Source organism: Robbsia betulipollinis (assembly GCF_026624755.1).
GTDB lineage: Bacteria > Pseudomonadota > Gammaproteobacteria > Burkholderiales > Burkholderiaceae > Robbsia > Robbsia betulipollinis.
This window is the reverse complement of the sequence record NZ_JAPMXC010000001.1, coordinates 421,723-435,608: the sequence shown is the minus strand read 5'-3', so window position 1 is coordinate 435,608 and position 13,886 is coordinate 421,723. Positions and strand designations below refer to the sequence as shown.

Below are 13,886 nucleotides of genomic sequence, written 5' to 3'. Positions count from 1 at the left end.
CCTCATCAAAGGAGAGAGAAATGGATAACGCGACAATGGATCTGGTGGAAGCGAAACGGCAGGGGAACCCCGGGGTGACGTCACCCCTGATGCGCACCTACGCGCCGCTGCCGGTGACGTTCGTCCGGGGCGAAGGCGCGCGGCTGTGGGACGCCGCCGGGCGTGAGTATCTGGACGCGGTCGCGGGCGTCGGCGTCAACGCGGTCGGCCATGCCCACCCCCGCGTCATCGAAGCGATTCGCGAACAGGCGGGTCTCGTGCTGCATACGTCGAATCTCTACGAGCAGGTCTGGCAGCAGCGTCTCGCCGAACGCCTGACCACGTTGTCCGGCATGCGGGCGGCCTTTTTCGCGAACTCCGGCGCCGAGGCGAACGAGGCCGCGCTCAAGCTCGCGCGTCTGCACGCGGCCCGGCGCGGGATCGCCCAGCCGCTCGTCGTGGTCATGGAAAACGCCTTTCACGGACGCACGTTCGCGACTCTGTCGGCCAGCGACAGCCCCGCCGTGCAGGCCGGTTTCGCGCCGCTGGTCGACGGCTTCCTGCGCGTGCCGTTCGGCGACATCGACGCGTTGCGCACGCGCACCGCAACGTGTGCGGACCGGGTCGTCGCGGTTCTGGTCGAACCGGTACAGGGCGAAGGCGGGGTGCAGATTCCGCCCGACGGTTATCTCCGGGCGCTGCGCGCGGTATGCGACCGGCACGACTGGCTGTTGATGCTCGACGAGGTGCAGACCGGCCTCGGGCGCACCGGCAAGTGGTTCGCGTTTCAGCATGAGGGGATCGTTCCGGACGTGCTGACCCTGGCGAAGGCGCTGGGCGGCGGCATGCCGATCGGCGCCTGTCTTGCCGCCGGGGCGGCGGCGGAGTTGTTTGCGCCAGGCAGCCACGGCTCGACGTTCGGCGGCAATCCGCTCGCGTGCCGGGTGGCCTGCACGGTGCTCGACATCATCGAGGACGCGGCGCTGGTGGACAACGCGGCGCGGCAGGGGGCGGCGCTGCTCGCGGGTCTGCGTGCGGCGTTGGCCGATGTCGACGGCGTGGAGGACATCCGCGGCAAAGGCCTGATGATCGGCATCGACATGACGGCACCGTGCGCGTATCTGCCGGTCGCCGCCTTGCGGACGCAGGGCCTGCTGATCAACGTGACGCGTGCCCGCACGGTCCGGCTGCTGCCGCCGCTCCTTCTCGACAATGGACAAACCCGGCGCGTCGTGCGGGCGCTTCGTTCGATGCTGGTCGACACGCGCTAGGAAAGAGTCCGCGCCGCGCCGCTAACCCATGCTGCGGCGGCTCAACGCGAAATTGCGCAGCGCGAGCTTCGACTCGATCGGCAACTGGGCGAATTCCAGTCCGTATTCGTAGCCGGTCTGTTTGTCGTTGTCGTCCAGCAGCGGCTTCACGTTGCGAACCGTGCTGGCCGCCTCGATGCAGATCGTGGACGAATGCATGTCGAGATAGAACCTGACCGAGATCGTGTCGCCCAGGGTCGCGATCGCGGTCGGGGTGGCCAGGGCCATGCCCAGATCGCTGAGGTCGTTGGCGAGGCCGAGTCCGCTTGCCGCGGGTCCGTCGGGGCGGGGCGCGCCTGAAAAAATCGCGGGAATGCGAATCTTGATGCGCTCGGCCCGGCGCTCGCGCAGACGCCGGATGATGCGGGGCTTCGACAAAATGACATAGGGCGTCGGCGAAGGGCAGACGGCCTCGACATTGCACACGAACAGATAGACGGCCCGTGCCGAAACGGCCACCACTTCGACGATATCGCGGGGCTCCAGCGCGAGGCGGCCGGCGCTGGACGCAGGCACGGTGATGAAGATCAACTCGCCCGGCGTGATGCCGATCACCCGGCTGGCATACGGCGACATTGCACTGCCGATGCCGCTTTTCACGCCCAGCCGGGAGCCGATCGCCAAACCCATATTGGTCAGCGTGAGGTCCTGCGCGCCTGCATTTTCTTCGTATCTTTCCTGGACCTGCGCAAAGCCCTGTGTCACCACCTCGCGCTGCGGCTCGAATTTCTCGAACAGGAAGTCGCGATCGGCGGCATTCGGCAGGACCGCGCCCACGTCCAGCAGCAGGCTTCCATCGATATGCACTATTCGCCACGCCAGCGGACGACCCACCGGTACGTCGGCAGGTTCCAAAGGTCCCGACTGCTCGACGATCTCCGGCGTGTCGTCGACGGGCGCCTGGGCGTCGTCGCTTTCGTCGCTTTCGTCTCTTTCCAGCCCCTCGAGTTCGGGGCAATCGGCGAAAGAGCGGGGTCGAACCGGTTTCTTCGCCAGGAGCACGGGTTCCCTGAGCGGGCGGACCGTGACGATTTCGAGATTGTTGCCGCCGAGGGAAGACCCGGCGGACGGATTGATGGACAGTACCTTCACAGCCGACACTCTCAGGAAGATGTCAGATTACCGGAGTTCCGGAATGGCGCGCGTGCGTCGGGCGGGGATCGTCCCCCCGTGACGCGCAACCCAGGGCTGGCGCCAAGGCGCCGCACGCTTCAACCGGCGTTCAGAAACGCCCGTCCGCGCCGTAGACCGCCGGCGCCTTGCCGTGTGCGCCGCGGATCGCGTCGAGCGCGCTCTTGTTATAGGTCATGCGCGTGCGCACCAGCCGGCCATTGGTTTCGTTGGTGCGCCGCGCCGTCTTCGCAAGTGCGACGACGTTGGACCAGCGTGCGCCCACCTCGGGAGAACGGGCGACCGTGTCCGCCATGTCGGCCAGCCGGTTGCCGCTCAGCCAGGCGCTGCGCGCCCTGCCCAGCGTCTGCAGTCGCCCGTACAGTTCGCTCTTGCGCGCGACGATCGCCGGCAACGCGCTGACGTCGGCACTGCGCGACAGCGTGTGCTGCTCTTCGTCGAGCGCGACGACGAACGCTTCGAGCGTGCCGCATTCGTCGTCGAGCAGGGTGAGCAGCGCGGGAAAGTCGGGCGGCGGCGCGGAAATCGTTGCGGAAGTCGTCATGGCAGGGCGTGGATTTGGAGATTAGAAGAGTTCCTGCGCCGAACTGAGCATGCCGTCGGCGATCCGCGCGGGGTCGACGTTGTACGAACCGTCGGCGATCGACGCCCGCAGCGCCGCGACGCGCGCCATGTCGATATCGCCGCTCGGGTCGCTCGCCGAGGCCCGCAGTTGCGAGGAAAACGGCGATAGATGCACGTTGCCGCTGCCCGACATGCCGGACAGTGGCGAGGAAACAACGGTGGCGGCGGCCCAGGAGCTGCCGTTCGCCGGATTGCTGCCCGACAGCATGGTGCCCGTGAGCGTATTGCCTTGCGTGCCGGCAGAGGAGGCGCCGGCCTTCTGCATCGCAGAGGCCGGGAGATTCGGTATGGAAGAGTTGTCAAGTTTCACAGCATTTCCCCAGGGGATGTACTTCCTTTAACGGCGGCCCTGGGTCGAACTTTAACAAATATCGCATCTTTTACCGACGCACCAGCGGCGGCGCCGGCCACGTGGGCCGGTGAAGGGGGCGGAGGGCGCCGTTACATGGACACCTCGACGGACGTATCCGCTTGCGCGATGCCGCTGATGACGGTGCCGGACGCGGTGCGTACCCGCACCGACTGGCCGACCGCGGCGTTCGCCAGCGCGCTGCCTTCCGACGACACCGCGAAGCCGTCGCCGCGGGCGACGACCCGCACCTGCTGGCCGTAGCGGATCGCCAGCGCTGCGTGCACCATGTCCGAGCGCAGCGGAAAACCGGCGGTGACGGCGTTGTTGGTGATGGCGCCCACTACCTGGCTCGGGTTCGTGACGAGGGTGGCCGGCAGCGCCGTCAGGTCGCCATGACGCGGTTCGAGATCCTGCGCGCCGATCGTGTCGCCGACGTTCAGGGTGCGCGCGGCGACGAAGTAATCGCCGATCACGCCGATGCGCGCCTGCAGATAGATCGTCCAGGGCCGCTCGCCATTGCAGCGCACGCCGACCATCGCGCGTCCCCAGAGCCGTACGCCCGGCGGCACGAAGGGTTCGAGCGCGCCGCAGGTCGTCAGCCCGCGCGGCGCGGCCGACACCAGGCTGATCGTGACCTTGCCCGGCAGACCCTCGGTCTGCTGCACCAGGAAACTCAACGCCGCGTCCTTCACCAGTTCGAAATTCTGTCCGCCGTCGGCCAGCAGCCCGCCGGGCTCCGCCCCCACGCCGGCGCCATTCGCGGCCAGGGCCGGCTGCATGCCGAGGCACGGCAGTGCCACGAGCAGCACCGGCGCCAGCGAGCACGCCACGATCCGCCGTGCCGCCCGCATGCCACGATGTGCCAGCCCATGCAGCGAGCGCAGGGCGTTCGCCGCCCTGTGCGTCGTGCGATCGGCCCGGGGGGCGATCGTGCTGTCGGTCCGAACCACGGCCATGGGGAACTCCGGTTTTTCCAATAGAACGCATTCTAGGCAGCGCCCGTCGCATTGCATCGGGCGAATTGAACGACCAACACCCTCTTGTTTCCTCATTTGCCGATTCGGCTCGCGCGTAGCATCTCATCCATGGCTGGAAAGGCTTACCCAGCGTGCATGTGCAACGGAGCGGGCGATGGACAAACTCGATGCGGAATTCAATTTCGGACGGCAGGCGCTGGATCTGCGCGCGTACCGGCAGCAACTGGCGTCCGAAAACATCGCGAACGTCGACACGCCGAACTACAAGGCGCGCGACGTCGATTTCGCCAGCTCGCTGAACCGCGCGCTCGGCAGTCAGGGCGCCGCGGGCGGGACGACGCTCTCCAGCGCGGATGCGCGCGGCGGCAGCAGTTACGTGGGCGGCAGTCTGCCGATGACGGCGACGCATGCGGGACATCTCGCGGGCGTCGCCGGCTCCGCCGCCGCCGCGATGGCGTCGGGCGCCGTGTACGGCACGCCGCAGTATCGCGTCCCGAACCAGCCCAGCCTCGACGGCAACACCGTCGAACTCGATTCGGAGCGCGTCAACTTCGCCGACAACGCGCTGCATTACGAAACCGGGCTGACGGTCATCAATCAGCAGGTCAAGACGATGCTCGCGGCGGTATCGGGCGGTTCCTGAGAACGGGCCGGCGACGCAGCCCGGTTCCGGGCCGGTGGTATCGCCGTGACGATGCAGGACGTACTAATGGAGAAGGAGCGGTGCGATGTCTTCGATGATGAGTATCTTCCAGGTGGCCGGTTCGGCGATGAACGCCGAATCCCAGCGTCTGAACACGACCGCCAGCAACCTGGCGAACGTCGACAGCGTCGCCGGTCCGGACGGCAAGCCCTACGTGGCGAAGCAGGTGGTGTTCGCCGTCGCGCCGCTCAACGCGCGGCAGCCGGGGGGAACGGGGCAGGTGGGGCCGTCGGCGATCGGCGGCGTCAAGGTGACCGGCGTCATCGACGACCCGTCGCCGATGAAGATGGTGTACGACCCGACCAACCAGGCGGCGAACGGCGACGGCTACGTGACGATGCCGAACGTGGACCCGGTGCGCGAGATGGTCAACATGATCTCGGCGTCGAAGTCCTACCAGGCCAACGTCGAATCGATGAACACGGCGAAGAGTCTGATGCTCAAGACGCTGACCCTCGGACAATGAAGTTTAGGAGCTTGACGGATGGACACGATCAGCAGCAGTAGTGCGGTGACGAACAGCGCGGTGCCCAAGGCGGTGCTCAATGCCGTCAACGGCCGGTCCGCCGGCCGCAGCGCCGAGGATCAGGCCGGCGCCGCCGCCGCGGCCGGCGCGGTCGCCGCCGCCGGCGCGCCGGGCGCCGCCCCCGAGGCGGGTGCCGCGGGCCTGGGCGAAGCGCTGGGCGGCGCGGCGGGCGCGTTGTCGAAGTCGACCGGCGCGCCGGGCTCGACGAAGAGCGCGGCCGACATGCAGTCGACCTTCATGAAGCTGCTGACCACGGAAATGAAGAACCAGGACCCGACGAACCCGATGGACAGCTCGCAGATGACCTCGCAGCTGGCGCAGATCAATACGGTGTCGGGCATCGCCGGACTGAACACGACGCTCAGCTCGCTGGCCACGCAACTGAACGCGACGCAGCAGGTCTCGGCCAGCGCGCTGATCGGCAAGAGCGTGCTGGCGAACGGCAACGGCATCCAGGTGGCCGCGGGCAAGGCGAGCGCCTTCGGCATGCAATTGACGGCGCCCGCCTCGGCGGTAAAGGTCACGGTCGTCGACGCGGGCGGCCATCCGGTGCGCTCGATGGCGCTGGAGTCGAAGGAAACCGGCATGACGCCATTGAGCTGGGACGGCAAGGACGATACCGGCAAGACCGTGGCGGACGGCTCGTACACCTTCAAGGTCTCGGCGTCGAACGGGGCGGACCCGGTCAGCGCGACGGCGCTGTCCCAGTCGAAGGTCAACAGCATCGTGCAGCAGCCGAACGGCACCGCCGGTCTCATGCTCGGCAACGGCGCAACGACGAGTCTGTCCAGCGTCGCGCAAATTCTCTAACGTCTTTCACGTTCGTCAGGAAACACCACCATGGCATATTCCCAGGCACTGAGCGGTCTGTCGGCCGCGTCGAGCGATCTCGACGTGATCGGCAACAATATTTCGAACGCCAACACCGTCGGCTACAAGCAAAGCGGCGCACAGTTCGCCGCCCTGTACGCGACGGCGATGCATACCAGCATGAACAACGGTCCCGGCATCGGCACCAGCGTGTCGAAGATCACCGAAAAATTCACGCAGGGTACCATCAGCGAAACCGGCCAGACGCTCGACATGGCGATCAACGGCAACGGTTTCTTCCAGACGGCGAACGCCGCGGGCGCGAAGAGCTATACGCGCAACGGCCAGTTCTCGCTCGACGCGGGCGGCAAGATCGTCAACGCGCAGGGCCTGAACCTGATGGGCTATGCGGCGGATGCGAAGGGCGTGCTGAATACGTCCGCGCCGGTGCCTTTGTCGATTCCGAGCGGCTCGATTCCGCCGTCGATGTCGACCAAGGTCAACAGCGAGGCCAACCTGAACGCCAGCAGCAAGCCGCCCGCGGAAAAGCCGTTCAACGCGAGCAACACCGCGACGTACAACAATGCGACCACCGCGCAGATCTTCGATTCGCTCGGCAACGCGCACACGCTGAACATGTATTACGTCAAGGAGCCGGCCACCAACGGCCAGCCGTCGAGCTGGAACGTCTATGGCAGCATGGACGGCGCGCCGGTGGGCTATTCCGCGGGCTCCGCCCCCAAGACGATCGCGCAATTGTCGTTCGACCAGAGCGGCAAGGTGGTCGGCAACGGCCTGTCGAACATCACGCTGTCGATGCCCAAGGGCGCGACCGCGTCGCAGCCGATCAAGCTCGACCTGTCGAAGACCACCCAGTTCGGCAGCGATTTCGCCGCCACCTCGGTGACCAGCGACGGCTGCTCGGCGGGGTCGCTGTCGTCGTTCTCGATCGACAATTCCGGCAAGCTGATGGGCACCTACTCGAACGGGCAGAGCGCGACGCTCGGCCAGGTGTCGCTGGCGAGCTTCGCCAACGAGGGCGGCCTGGTGAACCTGGGCAACAACGTCTTCGCCGAAAGCGCGTCGTCCGGGCAGCCGCAGGTGGGCGTGGCGGGCACCGGTGCGCTGGGCAATCTGAAGTCGGGTGCGACCGAAGCCTCGAACGTCGATCTGACGTCGTCGCTGGTCGACCTGATCACGGCGCAGCGGTACTACCAGGCGAACGCGCAGACCATCAAGACGCAGCAGTCGGTCGACCAGACCCTGATGAATCTGTGACGCGTCCGTGACGTTTTGCAGGCCCCTGAATCCATCACATAGGGCGCGCGGCGCGCGCCCGAGCGGAGCGGCGAAGAGGACATGGACAAGCTGATCTATACGGCGATGAGCGGGGCCTCACAGGCGCTCGATCAACAGGCGAGCATCGCCAACAACCTGGCCAACGCCTCGACGGCGGGCTTTCGCGCGCAGTTGTCGTCGTACCGCTCGGTGCCGCTGGAAACCGCGACGAGCGGCGGCGCCACCACGCGGACCTTCGCGCTGACCAGCAACCCGGGCACGGATTTCACTCCGGGTCCGATCGACCGCACCGGCAATCCGCTGGACGTCGCGATCCAGGGCGACGGCTGGATCGCGGTGCAGACCACCAACGGCGACGAAGCCTATACCCGCGCCGGCAATCTGCACGTGGACCAGAGCGGTCAGCTGGTGAACGGTCAGGGGCAGCAGATCATGGGCAAGGGCGGCCCGATCGCGATTCCGCCGGGCGCGAAGCTCGATATCGCGAACGACGGCACGATTTCGTCGTTCAGCGGCGCCGGCAACACGGCGACGGTGGTCGACACGATCAAGCTGGTGAAGCCGTCGAACGTCGCGTTGAAGCGCGGCGACGACGGCCTGTTCCGGACCGCGGACGGCAGCGCGCTGAGCGCCGACGCGACCGTGCAGGTCGCCCCCGGTTCGCTCGAGGGCAGCAATGTGAATACCGTGCAGGCGATGGTGGCCATGATCGATAACGCGAGAAGCTTCCAGATGCACATGAAGATGCTCGACATGGCGTCGACGAATGAACAGTCGGCGAACCAACTGCTGAATTTCAGCGGCTGAAGTTAGGTATCGGACGCGCGGCGTCCCCGCAACATCCGATGCAAGCAGTCCCGCAACAAGCCGGCGCCAGACGCCGCCAAGATTCGACACCGTATCACTCGCGACCACCACGACGCCATGAATCGCTCTCTGTATATCGCCGCCACCGGCATGAATGCCCAGCAGTCGCAGATGGACACCATCTCGAACAACCTGGCCAACGTCAACACGACCGGCTTCAAGGGTTCGCGTGCGGTGTTCAGCGACCTGCTCTATCAGACGGTGCGCCAGCCGGGCGCCGCGTCCAGCCAGGACACGACGTTGCCGTCCGGCCTGCAAATGGGTACCGGCGTGCACCAGGTGGCCAGCGAGCGCCTATACACGCAGGGCAACATGCAGCAAACCGGCAACTCGAAGGACATCGCGATCAATGGCCAGGGTTTCTTCCAGGTGCAGATGCCGGACGGCACGACGGCGTACACCCGCGACGGCTCCTTCCAGACCAACCAGAACGGCCAGCTGGTGACCGCCGCGGGCTACCCGGTGCTGCCGGCGGTGACGATTCCGCAGAATTCGACGTCGTTCACGGTGTCCAACGACGGCGTGGTGTCGGTGACGCAGCAGGGTTCGGCGGCGACGGTCCAGGTCGGCCAGGTGCAGCTCGCGCAATTCATCAATCCGACCGGGCTGGAAGCGTTGGGCAACAATCTGTTCGCCGAGACGCAGTCCTCGGGCGCGGTCAACACCACCGCCCCGGGCGTGAACGGCGCGGGAACGCTGAACCAGGGCTATGTGGAGGCGTCGAACGTCAACGTCGTGGAGGAGCTGGTCAACATGATCCAGACGCAGCGCGCCTACGAGATCAACAGCAAGGCGGTGCAGACGTCGGATCAGATGCTGCAGACGCTCAGCCAGTTGAGCGTCTGATTCCGGCATGAGCAATCACGTGTCCACGTCCACCGTTCCCTCCCGGCGCGCGCGCGGCGCGCGCCCGTCCGTCCTGGCGCGCCTCGTGCGGCGCTCGCTGCCCGTGCGTCTGGCGCGGCTGCTGGTGCACGGCCTGCCCACTTCCGTGTCCGGCTCGGTCTGGGCGGGGTCGCTGATCGCGGCCGCGCTGCTGCTGGTCCTCTCGACGGTGCCCGCGCATGCCGAGCGCGTGCGCGATCTGGCCTCGATCCAGGGCGTGCGCGACAATCCGCTGATCGGCTATGGCCTGATCGTCGGCCTCGACGGTACGGGCGACCAGACCACGCAGACGCCGTTCACCGTGCAAAGCTTGTCGAGCATGCTGTCGCAACTCGGCGTCACGCTGCCGAGCGGCAGCGGCATGCAGCTGAAAAACGTCGCCGCGGTGATGGTGACCGCCGCCTTGCCGTCCTTCGTGCGTCCGGGGCAGGCGATCGACATCACCGTCTCCTCGCTCGGCAACGCGAAGAGCCTGCGCGGCGGCACCTTGCTGATGACGCCGCTCAAGGGCGCGGACGGCCAGGTCTACGCGATCGCCCAGGGCAATCTGCTGATCGGCGGCGCCGGCGCCAGCGCGAACGGCAGTTCGGTGCAGATCAATCATCTGTCGGTGGGGCGGATCAGCGGTGGCGCGATCGTCGAGCGCGCCGTGCCGACCAATCTCGCGGCCGACGGCATCGTGCGGCTCGAGCTCAACGATACGAGCTTCGACAACGTCATGCGCATCACCAACGCCGTGAACACGCGCTTCGGGCAAGGCACGGCGAGCGCGCTCGACGGGCGCACCGTCGCGCTGCGTCCGCCGCTCGACCCCAACCAGCAGGTCGCCTTCCTGGCCGGCATCGAGGATGTCGACGTCACGCCGCAGATCGGCAACGCGAAGGTGGTGCTCAACGCCCGCACGGGTTCGATCGTGATGAACCGGATGGTGACGTTGCAGGTCTGCGCCGTCGCGCACGGCAACCTGTCGGTGATCGTCAACACCACGCCCTCGGTCAGCCAGCCAAATGCGTTGAGCAGCGGCGGCACGACCACCACCACGCAACAGTCGACCATCCAGGTCAAGCAGGAACCGGGCGCGTTGCGGGTGATCGGCCCGGGTGCCTCGCTGGCCGAGGTGGTCAAGGGATTGAACGCATTGGGCGCGACGCCGGGCGATCTGATGTCGATTTTGCAGGCGATGAAAGCGGCGGGCGCGCTCAACGCGGATTTGGAGATTATCTGATGAACGATATGAAAACGGCGGGCATGGGCGGCATGGGCGGGGCTGCCTCGGACCTGACGCAGCGTTTCTCGCTCGACACCCAGGGGTTCGACGCCTTGCGGCGCACCGCGCGGGACGACCCGAACGCCGCGGCGAAAACGGTCGCCAAGCAGATCGACGCGTCCTTCCTGCAGATGATGCTCAAGAGCATGCGCGACGCGACGCCGTCCGAAGGCGTGCTCGACAGCCAGGACGGCAAGACCTATACCTCGATGCTCGACGGTCAACTGTCGCAGCAGCTCTCGGGCAAGGGCATGGGCCTGGCCGACAGCCTGTTGAAGCAACTCGGCGGCGCGGATCGCCTCGGCGGCCATGGCGGCGCGGGAGCGGGCGGCCTGGCGGGTGCGGCGGGTGCGGCGGGTGCGGCGGACGCCGGACGCGGCGGCATCGGCGGTGCGTCGGCGAACGCGGCCGCCGACGGGTCCACGGGCGGCACGGGAGACGGCCTGGGAAACGTATTGGGCGGAATGGGAAAGCGAGCGGGTGACATCGCCGGCAACGCCGCGAACGGCCTGGATGGCCGCGCGCAGGCATATGGCGATGTCTCCGGCACGGCTTCTCTGCGTTCCGCCAATCCTTATTCGTTGAGCGCCGTGGCACCGCTGCGCGGCAACAGCAAGTCCGACCACGTCAACGCCTTTATCGAAAAACTGTCGCCGGCGGCCCAGGCCGCCAGCCGGGCGACCGGCATTCCGGCGCATTTCATTCTGTCGCAGGTCGCGCTCGAATCCGGCTGGGGCAAGAGCGAGATCCGCGGCGCGGGCGGCAGCCACAGCCATAACGTGCTGGGCGTGAAGGCGGGAAGCGACTGGAACGGCCCGACCGTGACGGCGACCACCACCGAATACGTCCACGGCCAGCCGCACCGGGTCCAGGAGACCTTCCGTTCGTACGGCTCGTACCAGGAAGCGCTCGAGGATTACGCGAAGGTCCTGAAGGGCAACAGCCGGTATCAGCCGGCGCTGCGCGCCTCCAATACCGCGAGCGGTTTCGCGAACGGCATGCAGAAGGCGGGTTACGCCACCGACCCGCACTATGCGAAGAAACTCCTGGCCATCATCAAGCAGATGGTTTGACTCAAGTTATCGCCGGTCCTGCCGTTATCACCGATAACGTCGGTGTATAGGCCCCAGGGGTGAGAAGGATCGAGCGATGAGCAATTCACTTTTCAATGTCGGACTGAGCGGTCTCAACTCCGCCCAGTACGGGCTGACGACCACGGGACACAACATCGGCAATGCGTCGACGCCGGGTTACAACCGCGAGTCGGTGATCCTCAAGCCGGCGTCGGGCCAGTTCACGTCGAGCGGCTATATCGGCACCGGCGTGCAGACCGATACGATCAAGCGCGCGTACAGCGCGTCGCTGAGCGCGTCGCTGAACGCCGCGCAGTCCACCGGCGCGGCGCTGGGCACCTTCACGACCGAGGCGAAATCGCTCAACGCGGTGGTGGGCGACCCGTCGGGCGGCATCGCGACCAACCTCACCGGCTTTTTCTCCGCCGCGCAGAGCCTGTCGGCGAACCCGTCGGATACCGCGGCGCGCACGTCGATGATGGGGGCGGCGAACGCGTTGACCGAACAGATCAACGCCGCCACCGGGCAGATGGACGCGGCCCGCGGCAACGTCAACACGCAAATCGCCGCCACGGTCGAGGACATCAACACCGCCGCGAAGACGATCGCCACGCTGAACAAGCAGATTACCGCGGCCGGAGCGGCGGGGCAGCCGCCGAATTCCCTCCTCGACGCGCGCGACAAGCAGGTCAGCGATCTGAGCAATCTCGTCAACGTCAAGGTCATGACGCAGCCCGACGGTTCCTACAATGTCATCACGGGGACCGGCCAGCCGCTGGTCATCGGCTCGCAGACCTTCGACCTCGCGGCCAAGCCGTCGCCGGCGGACCCATCGGAATTGACCATCGCCTACGACGGCGCCGGGCATGGCAATCCGGACGCCGCGCCCGGCTATCTCGCCGAAGGGGCGATCACCGGCGGCAAGCTCGGCGGTCTGCTGCGTTTCCGCTCGGAAATGCTCGACCCCGCGCAGAGTCGGCTCGGCACGATCGCCGCGGCCTTCGCCGGGGGCGTCAACAAGCAGAACGCGGCCGGGCTCGACCTGACCGGCAAGCCGGGCGGCAAGCTTTTCGAGCTGGGGACCCCGGAGGTCTCCGCCGCCCGGGAAAACACCGGCAGCGGAGCGGTCACCGCGCGTTTCGCCGACACCGCCGCGCTGACCGGCGACCGCTACGAGCTGTCGTTCGACGGACAGCAATACAGCGTGAACAACCAGACGACCGGCGCCAGGACGGCCGTCACCAAATGGCCGGCGACGGTCGACGGCGTGGAGTACGACCTGCGCGGCAAAATGGCGGCCGGCGACCGGTTCGGCTCGACCCCCACGCGCGGCGTCGGCGCCGCGCTGGCGATGGCCACCACGCAGGGCAGCGCGATCGCCGCGGCGACGCCGCTGGTGGCCGGATCGGCGGCGGGCAACGCCGGCACCGGCACGGTGGCGGTGAGCGACATCGATGCCGCGTACGCGAGCCATCCGCTGAACGCCACCGTGACGCTGAAGTATGCGAACGCACCCGCGGCGGCGGGCGCCGCCGGCGCCAACGGCGCGAGCGCGGGCGGCCCCGCGTTGCGGGGTTTTCCGGCCGACCAGGATGTCACGATCACGACGCCGGCCGGCGGCAGCAAGACCTATGCGGCGCCCGCCGACGGCGTGCCTTTCGTGCCGGGCGCCACCGTCAAGTTCGGCGGTGTGTCGTTGACGCTGGGCGGCGCGCCGAAAGTGGGCGACACGTTCAGCGTCGCGCACAACGGCGCGCTCAGCGGCGACGGCAGCAACGCGCTGAAGCTGGGCAATCTGCAGAACGCGAAGCTGGTCGCCTCGGGCACGCTGACGCAGGGGTACGCGGACTATATCGATCAGGTCGGCACGCAGGCCTCGCAGGCGACGGTGGCCAGCGCCACGCAGACGACGCTGATCGGCCAGCTCACGGCGCAACAGCAATCGGTGTCCGGCGTGAACCTCGACGAGGAAGCCGCCAATCTGATGCAGTACCAGCAGATGTACCAAGCCAACAGCAAGGTGATCCAGACGGCCGGCACGCTGTTCGATACGATCCTCGAGCTGGTCAAATAAGAGACAAGG

At 67.1% G+C, this 13,886-nt stretch carries 14 protein-coding genes; 10 read left to right on the top strand and 4 right to left on the bottom strand.

The features are described from left to right. Positions 1–20 precede the first annotated feature (20 nt). A complete protein-coding gene (locus OVY01_RS01925) occupies positions 21–1,250 on the top strand; it encodes an aspartate aminotransferase family protein (RefSeq protein ID WP_267845230.1) in 1,230 nt (409 codons plus the stop codon). A gap of 21 nt (positions 1,251–1,271) precedes the next feature. Here the strand turns inward: OVY01_RS01925 and OVY01_RS01920 are convergent, their stop codons facing one another. The 4 genes from OVY01_RS01920 to flgA all read right to left on the bottom strand — a co-directional run bounded on the left by OVY01_RS01920 (position 1,272) and on the right by flgA (position 4,352). Continuing rightward, positions 1,272–2,381, bottom strand: coding sequence for a flagellar brake protein (locus tag OVY01_RS01920; RefSeq protein ID WP_267845229.1), 1,110 nt, complete (start codon positions 2,379–2,381; stop codon positions 1,272–1,274). A 130-nt stretch (positions 2,382–2,511) separates the two neighbouring features. Then, positions 2,512–2,964 (bottom strand): flagella synthesis protein FlgN, encoded by a 453-nt coding sequence (locus OVY01_RS01915; protein ID WP_267845227.1) that lies wholly within the window; start codon positions 2,962–2,964, stop codon positions 2,512–2,514. Between the two features lie 21 nt (positions 2,965–2,985). Continuing rightward, positions 2,986–3,354 carry a flagellar biosynthesis anti-sigma factor FlgM gene (gene flgM, locus OVY01_RS01910; protein WP_267845225.1) on the bottom strand — a complete coding sequence of 123 codons (369 nt, stop codon included), beginning with the start codon at positions 3,352–3,354 and terminating at the stop codon, positions 2,986–2,988. Positions 3,355–3,485: 131 nt separating this feature from the next. Continuing rightward, entirely contained in the window at positions 3,486–4,352 is an 867-nt protein-coding gene (gene flgA, locus OVY01_RS01905; protein ID WP_267845223.1) for a flagellar basal body P-ring formation chaperone FlgA, read from the bottom strand. A 175-nt stretch (positions 4,353–4,527) separates the two neighbouring features. On the opposite strand from flgA, the gene flgB reads away from it, so the two are divergent. The 9 genes from flgB to flgK all read left to right on the top strand — a co-directional run bounded on the left by flgB (position 4,528) and on the right by flgK (position 13,877). After that, a complete protein-coding gene (gene flgB / locus OVY01_RS01900) occupies positions 4,528–5,016 on the top strand; it encodes a flagellar basal body rod protein FlgB (protein WP_267845222.1) in 489 nt (162 codons plus the stop codon). Positions 5,017–5,101: 85 nt separating this feature from the next. After that, positions 5,102–5,542, top strand: a complete 441-nt coding sequence (flgC, locus tag OVY01_RS01895) for a flagellar basal body rod protein FlgC (RefSeq protein ID WP_267845220.1) — start codon at positions 5,102–5,104, stop codon at positions 5,540–5,542. An 18-nt stretch (positions 5,543–5,560) separates the two neighbouring features. Further along, complete coding sequence (locus OVY01_RS01890) at positions 5,561–6,412, top strand: flagellar hook assembly protein FlgD (protein WP_267845218.1); 852 nt, start codon at positions 5,561–5,563, stop codon at positions 6,410–6,412. A 30-nt stretch (positions 6,413–6,442) separates the two neighbouring features. Next, a complete protein-coding gene (gene flgE, locus OVY01_RS01885; protein WP_267845217.1) occupies positions 6,443–7,690 on the top strand; it encodes a flagellar hook protein FlgE in 1,248 nt (415 codons plus the stop codon). Between the two features lie 81 nt (positions 7,691–7,771). Continuing rightward, a complete protein-coding gene (gene flgF, locus OVY01_RS01880) occupies positions 7,772–8,518 on the top strand; it encodes a flagellar basal-body rod protein FlgF (protein WP_267845216.1) in 747 nt (248 codons plus the stop codon). A 117-nt stretch (positions 8,519–8,635) separates the two neighbouring features. Beyond that, on the top strand, positions 8,636–9,424 hold the full coding sequence (gene flgG, locus OVY01_RS01875; protein WP_267845214.1) for a flagellar basal-body rod protein FlgG: 789 nt from the start codon (positions 8,636–8,638) through the stop codon (positions 9,422–9,424). A gap of 7 nt (positions 9,425–9,431) precedes the next feature. Beyond that, positions 9,432–10,688: a flagellar basal body P-ring protein FlgI gene (locus tag OVY01_RS01870; protein WP_267845213.1), complete on the top strand. Its 1,257-nt coding sequence runs from the start codon at positions 9,432–9,434 to the stop codon at positions 10,686–10,688. Next, positions 10,688–11,803: a flagellar assembly peptidoglycan hydrolase FlgJ gene (gene flgJ / locus OVY01_RS01865; protein ID WP_267845212.1), complete on the top strand. Its 1,116-nt coding sequence runs from the start codon at positions 10,688–10,690 to the stop codon at positions 11,801–11,803. Before OVY01_RS01870 ends, flgJ begins: the two co-directional genes overlap by 1 nt. Before the next feature lie 76 nt (positions 11,804–11,879). Further along, on the top strand, positions 11,880–13,877 hold the full coding sequence (gene flgK, locus OVY01_RS01860) for a flagellar hook-associated protein FlgK (RefSeq protein ID WP_267845210.1): 1,998 nt from the start codon (positions 11,880–11,882) through the stop codon (positions 13,875–13,877). The last annotated feature ends 9 nt before the right edge of the window (positions 13,878–13,886 follow it).

Bases quoted from the DNA above. Each gene is read 5' to 3' on its own strand.
- flgG (WP_267845214.1), top strand. From the start codon at position 8,636: ATGAATCGCTCTCTGTATATCGCCGCCACCGGCATGAATGCCCAGCAG.
- OVY01_RS01925 (WP_267845230.1), top strand. From the start codon at position 21: ATGGATAACGCGACAATGGATCTGGTGGAAGCGAAACGGCAGGGGAAC.
- flgK (WP_267845210.1), top strand. From the start codon at position 11,880: ATGAGCAATTCACTTTTCAATGTCGGACTGAGCGGTCTCAACTCCGCC.
- flgF (WP_267845216.1), top strand. From the start codon at position 7,772: ATGGACAAGCTGATCTATACGGCGATGAGCGGGGCCTCACAGGCGCTC.
- flgC (WP_267845220.1), top strand. From the start codon at position 5,102: ATGTCTTCGATGATGAGTATCTTCCAGGTGGCCGGTTCGGCGATGAAC.
- flgB (WP_267845222.1), top strand. From the start codon at position 4,528: ATGGACAAACTCGATGCGGAATTCAATTTCGGACGGCAGGCGCTGGAT.
- OVY01_RS01870 (WP_267845213.1), top strand. From the start codon at position 9,432: ATGAGCAATCACGTGTCCACGTCCACCGTTCCCTCCCGGCGCGCGCGC.
- OVY01_RS01915 (WP_267845227.1), bottom strand. From the start codon at position 2,964: ATGACGACTTCCGCAACGATTTCCGCGCCGCCGCCCGACTTTCCCGCG.
- flgJ (WP_267845212.1), top strand. From the start codon at position 10,688: ATGAACGATATGAAAACGGCGGGCATGGGCGGCATGGGCGGGGCTGCC.
- flgE (WP_267845217.1), top strand. From the start codon at position 6,443: ATGGCATATTCCCAGGCACTGAGCGGTCTGTCGGCCGCGTCGAGCGAT.
- flgA (WP_267845223.1), bottom strand. From the start codon at position 4,352: ATGGCCGTGGTTCGGACCGACAGCACGATCGCCCCCCGGGCCGATCGC.
- OVY01_RS01890 (WP_267845218.1), top strand. From the start codon at position 5,561: ATGGACACGATCAGCAGCAGTAGTGCGGTGACGAACAGCGCGGTGCCC.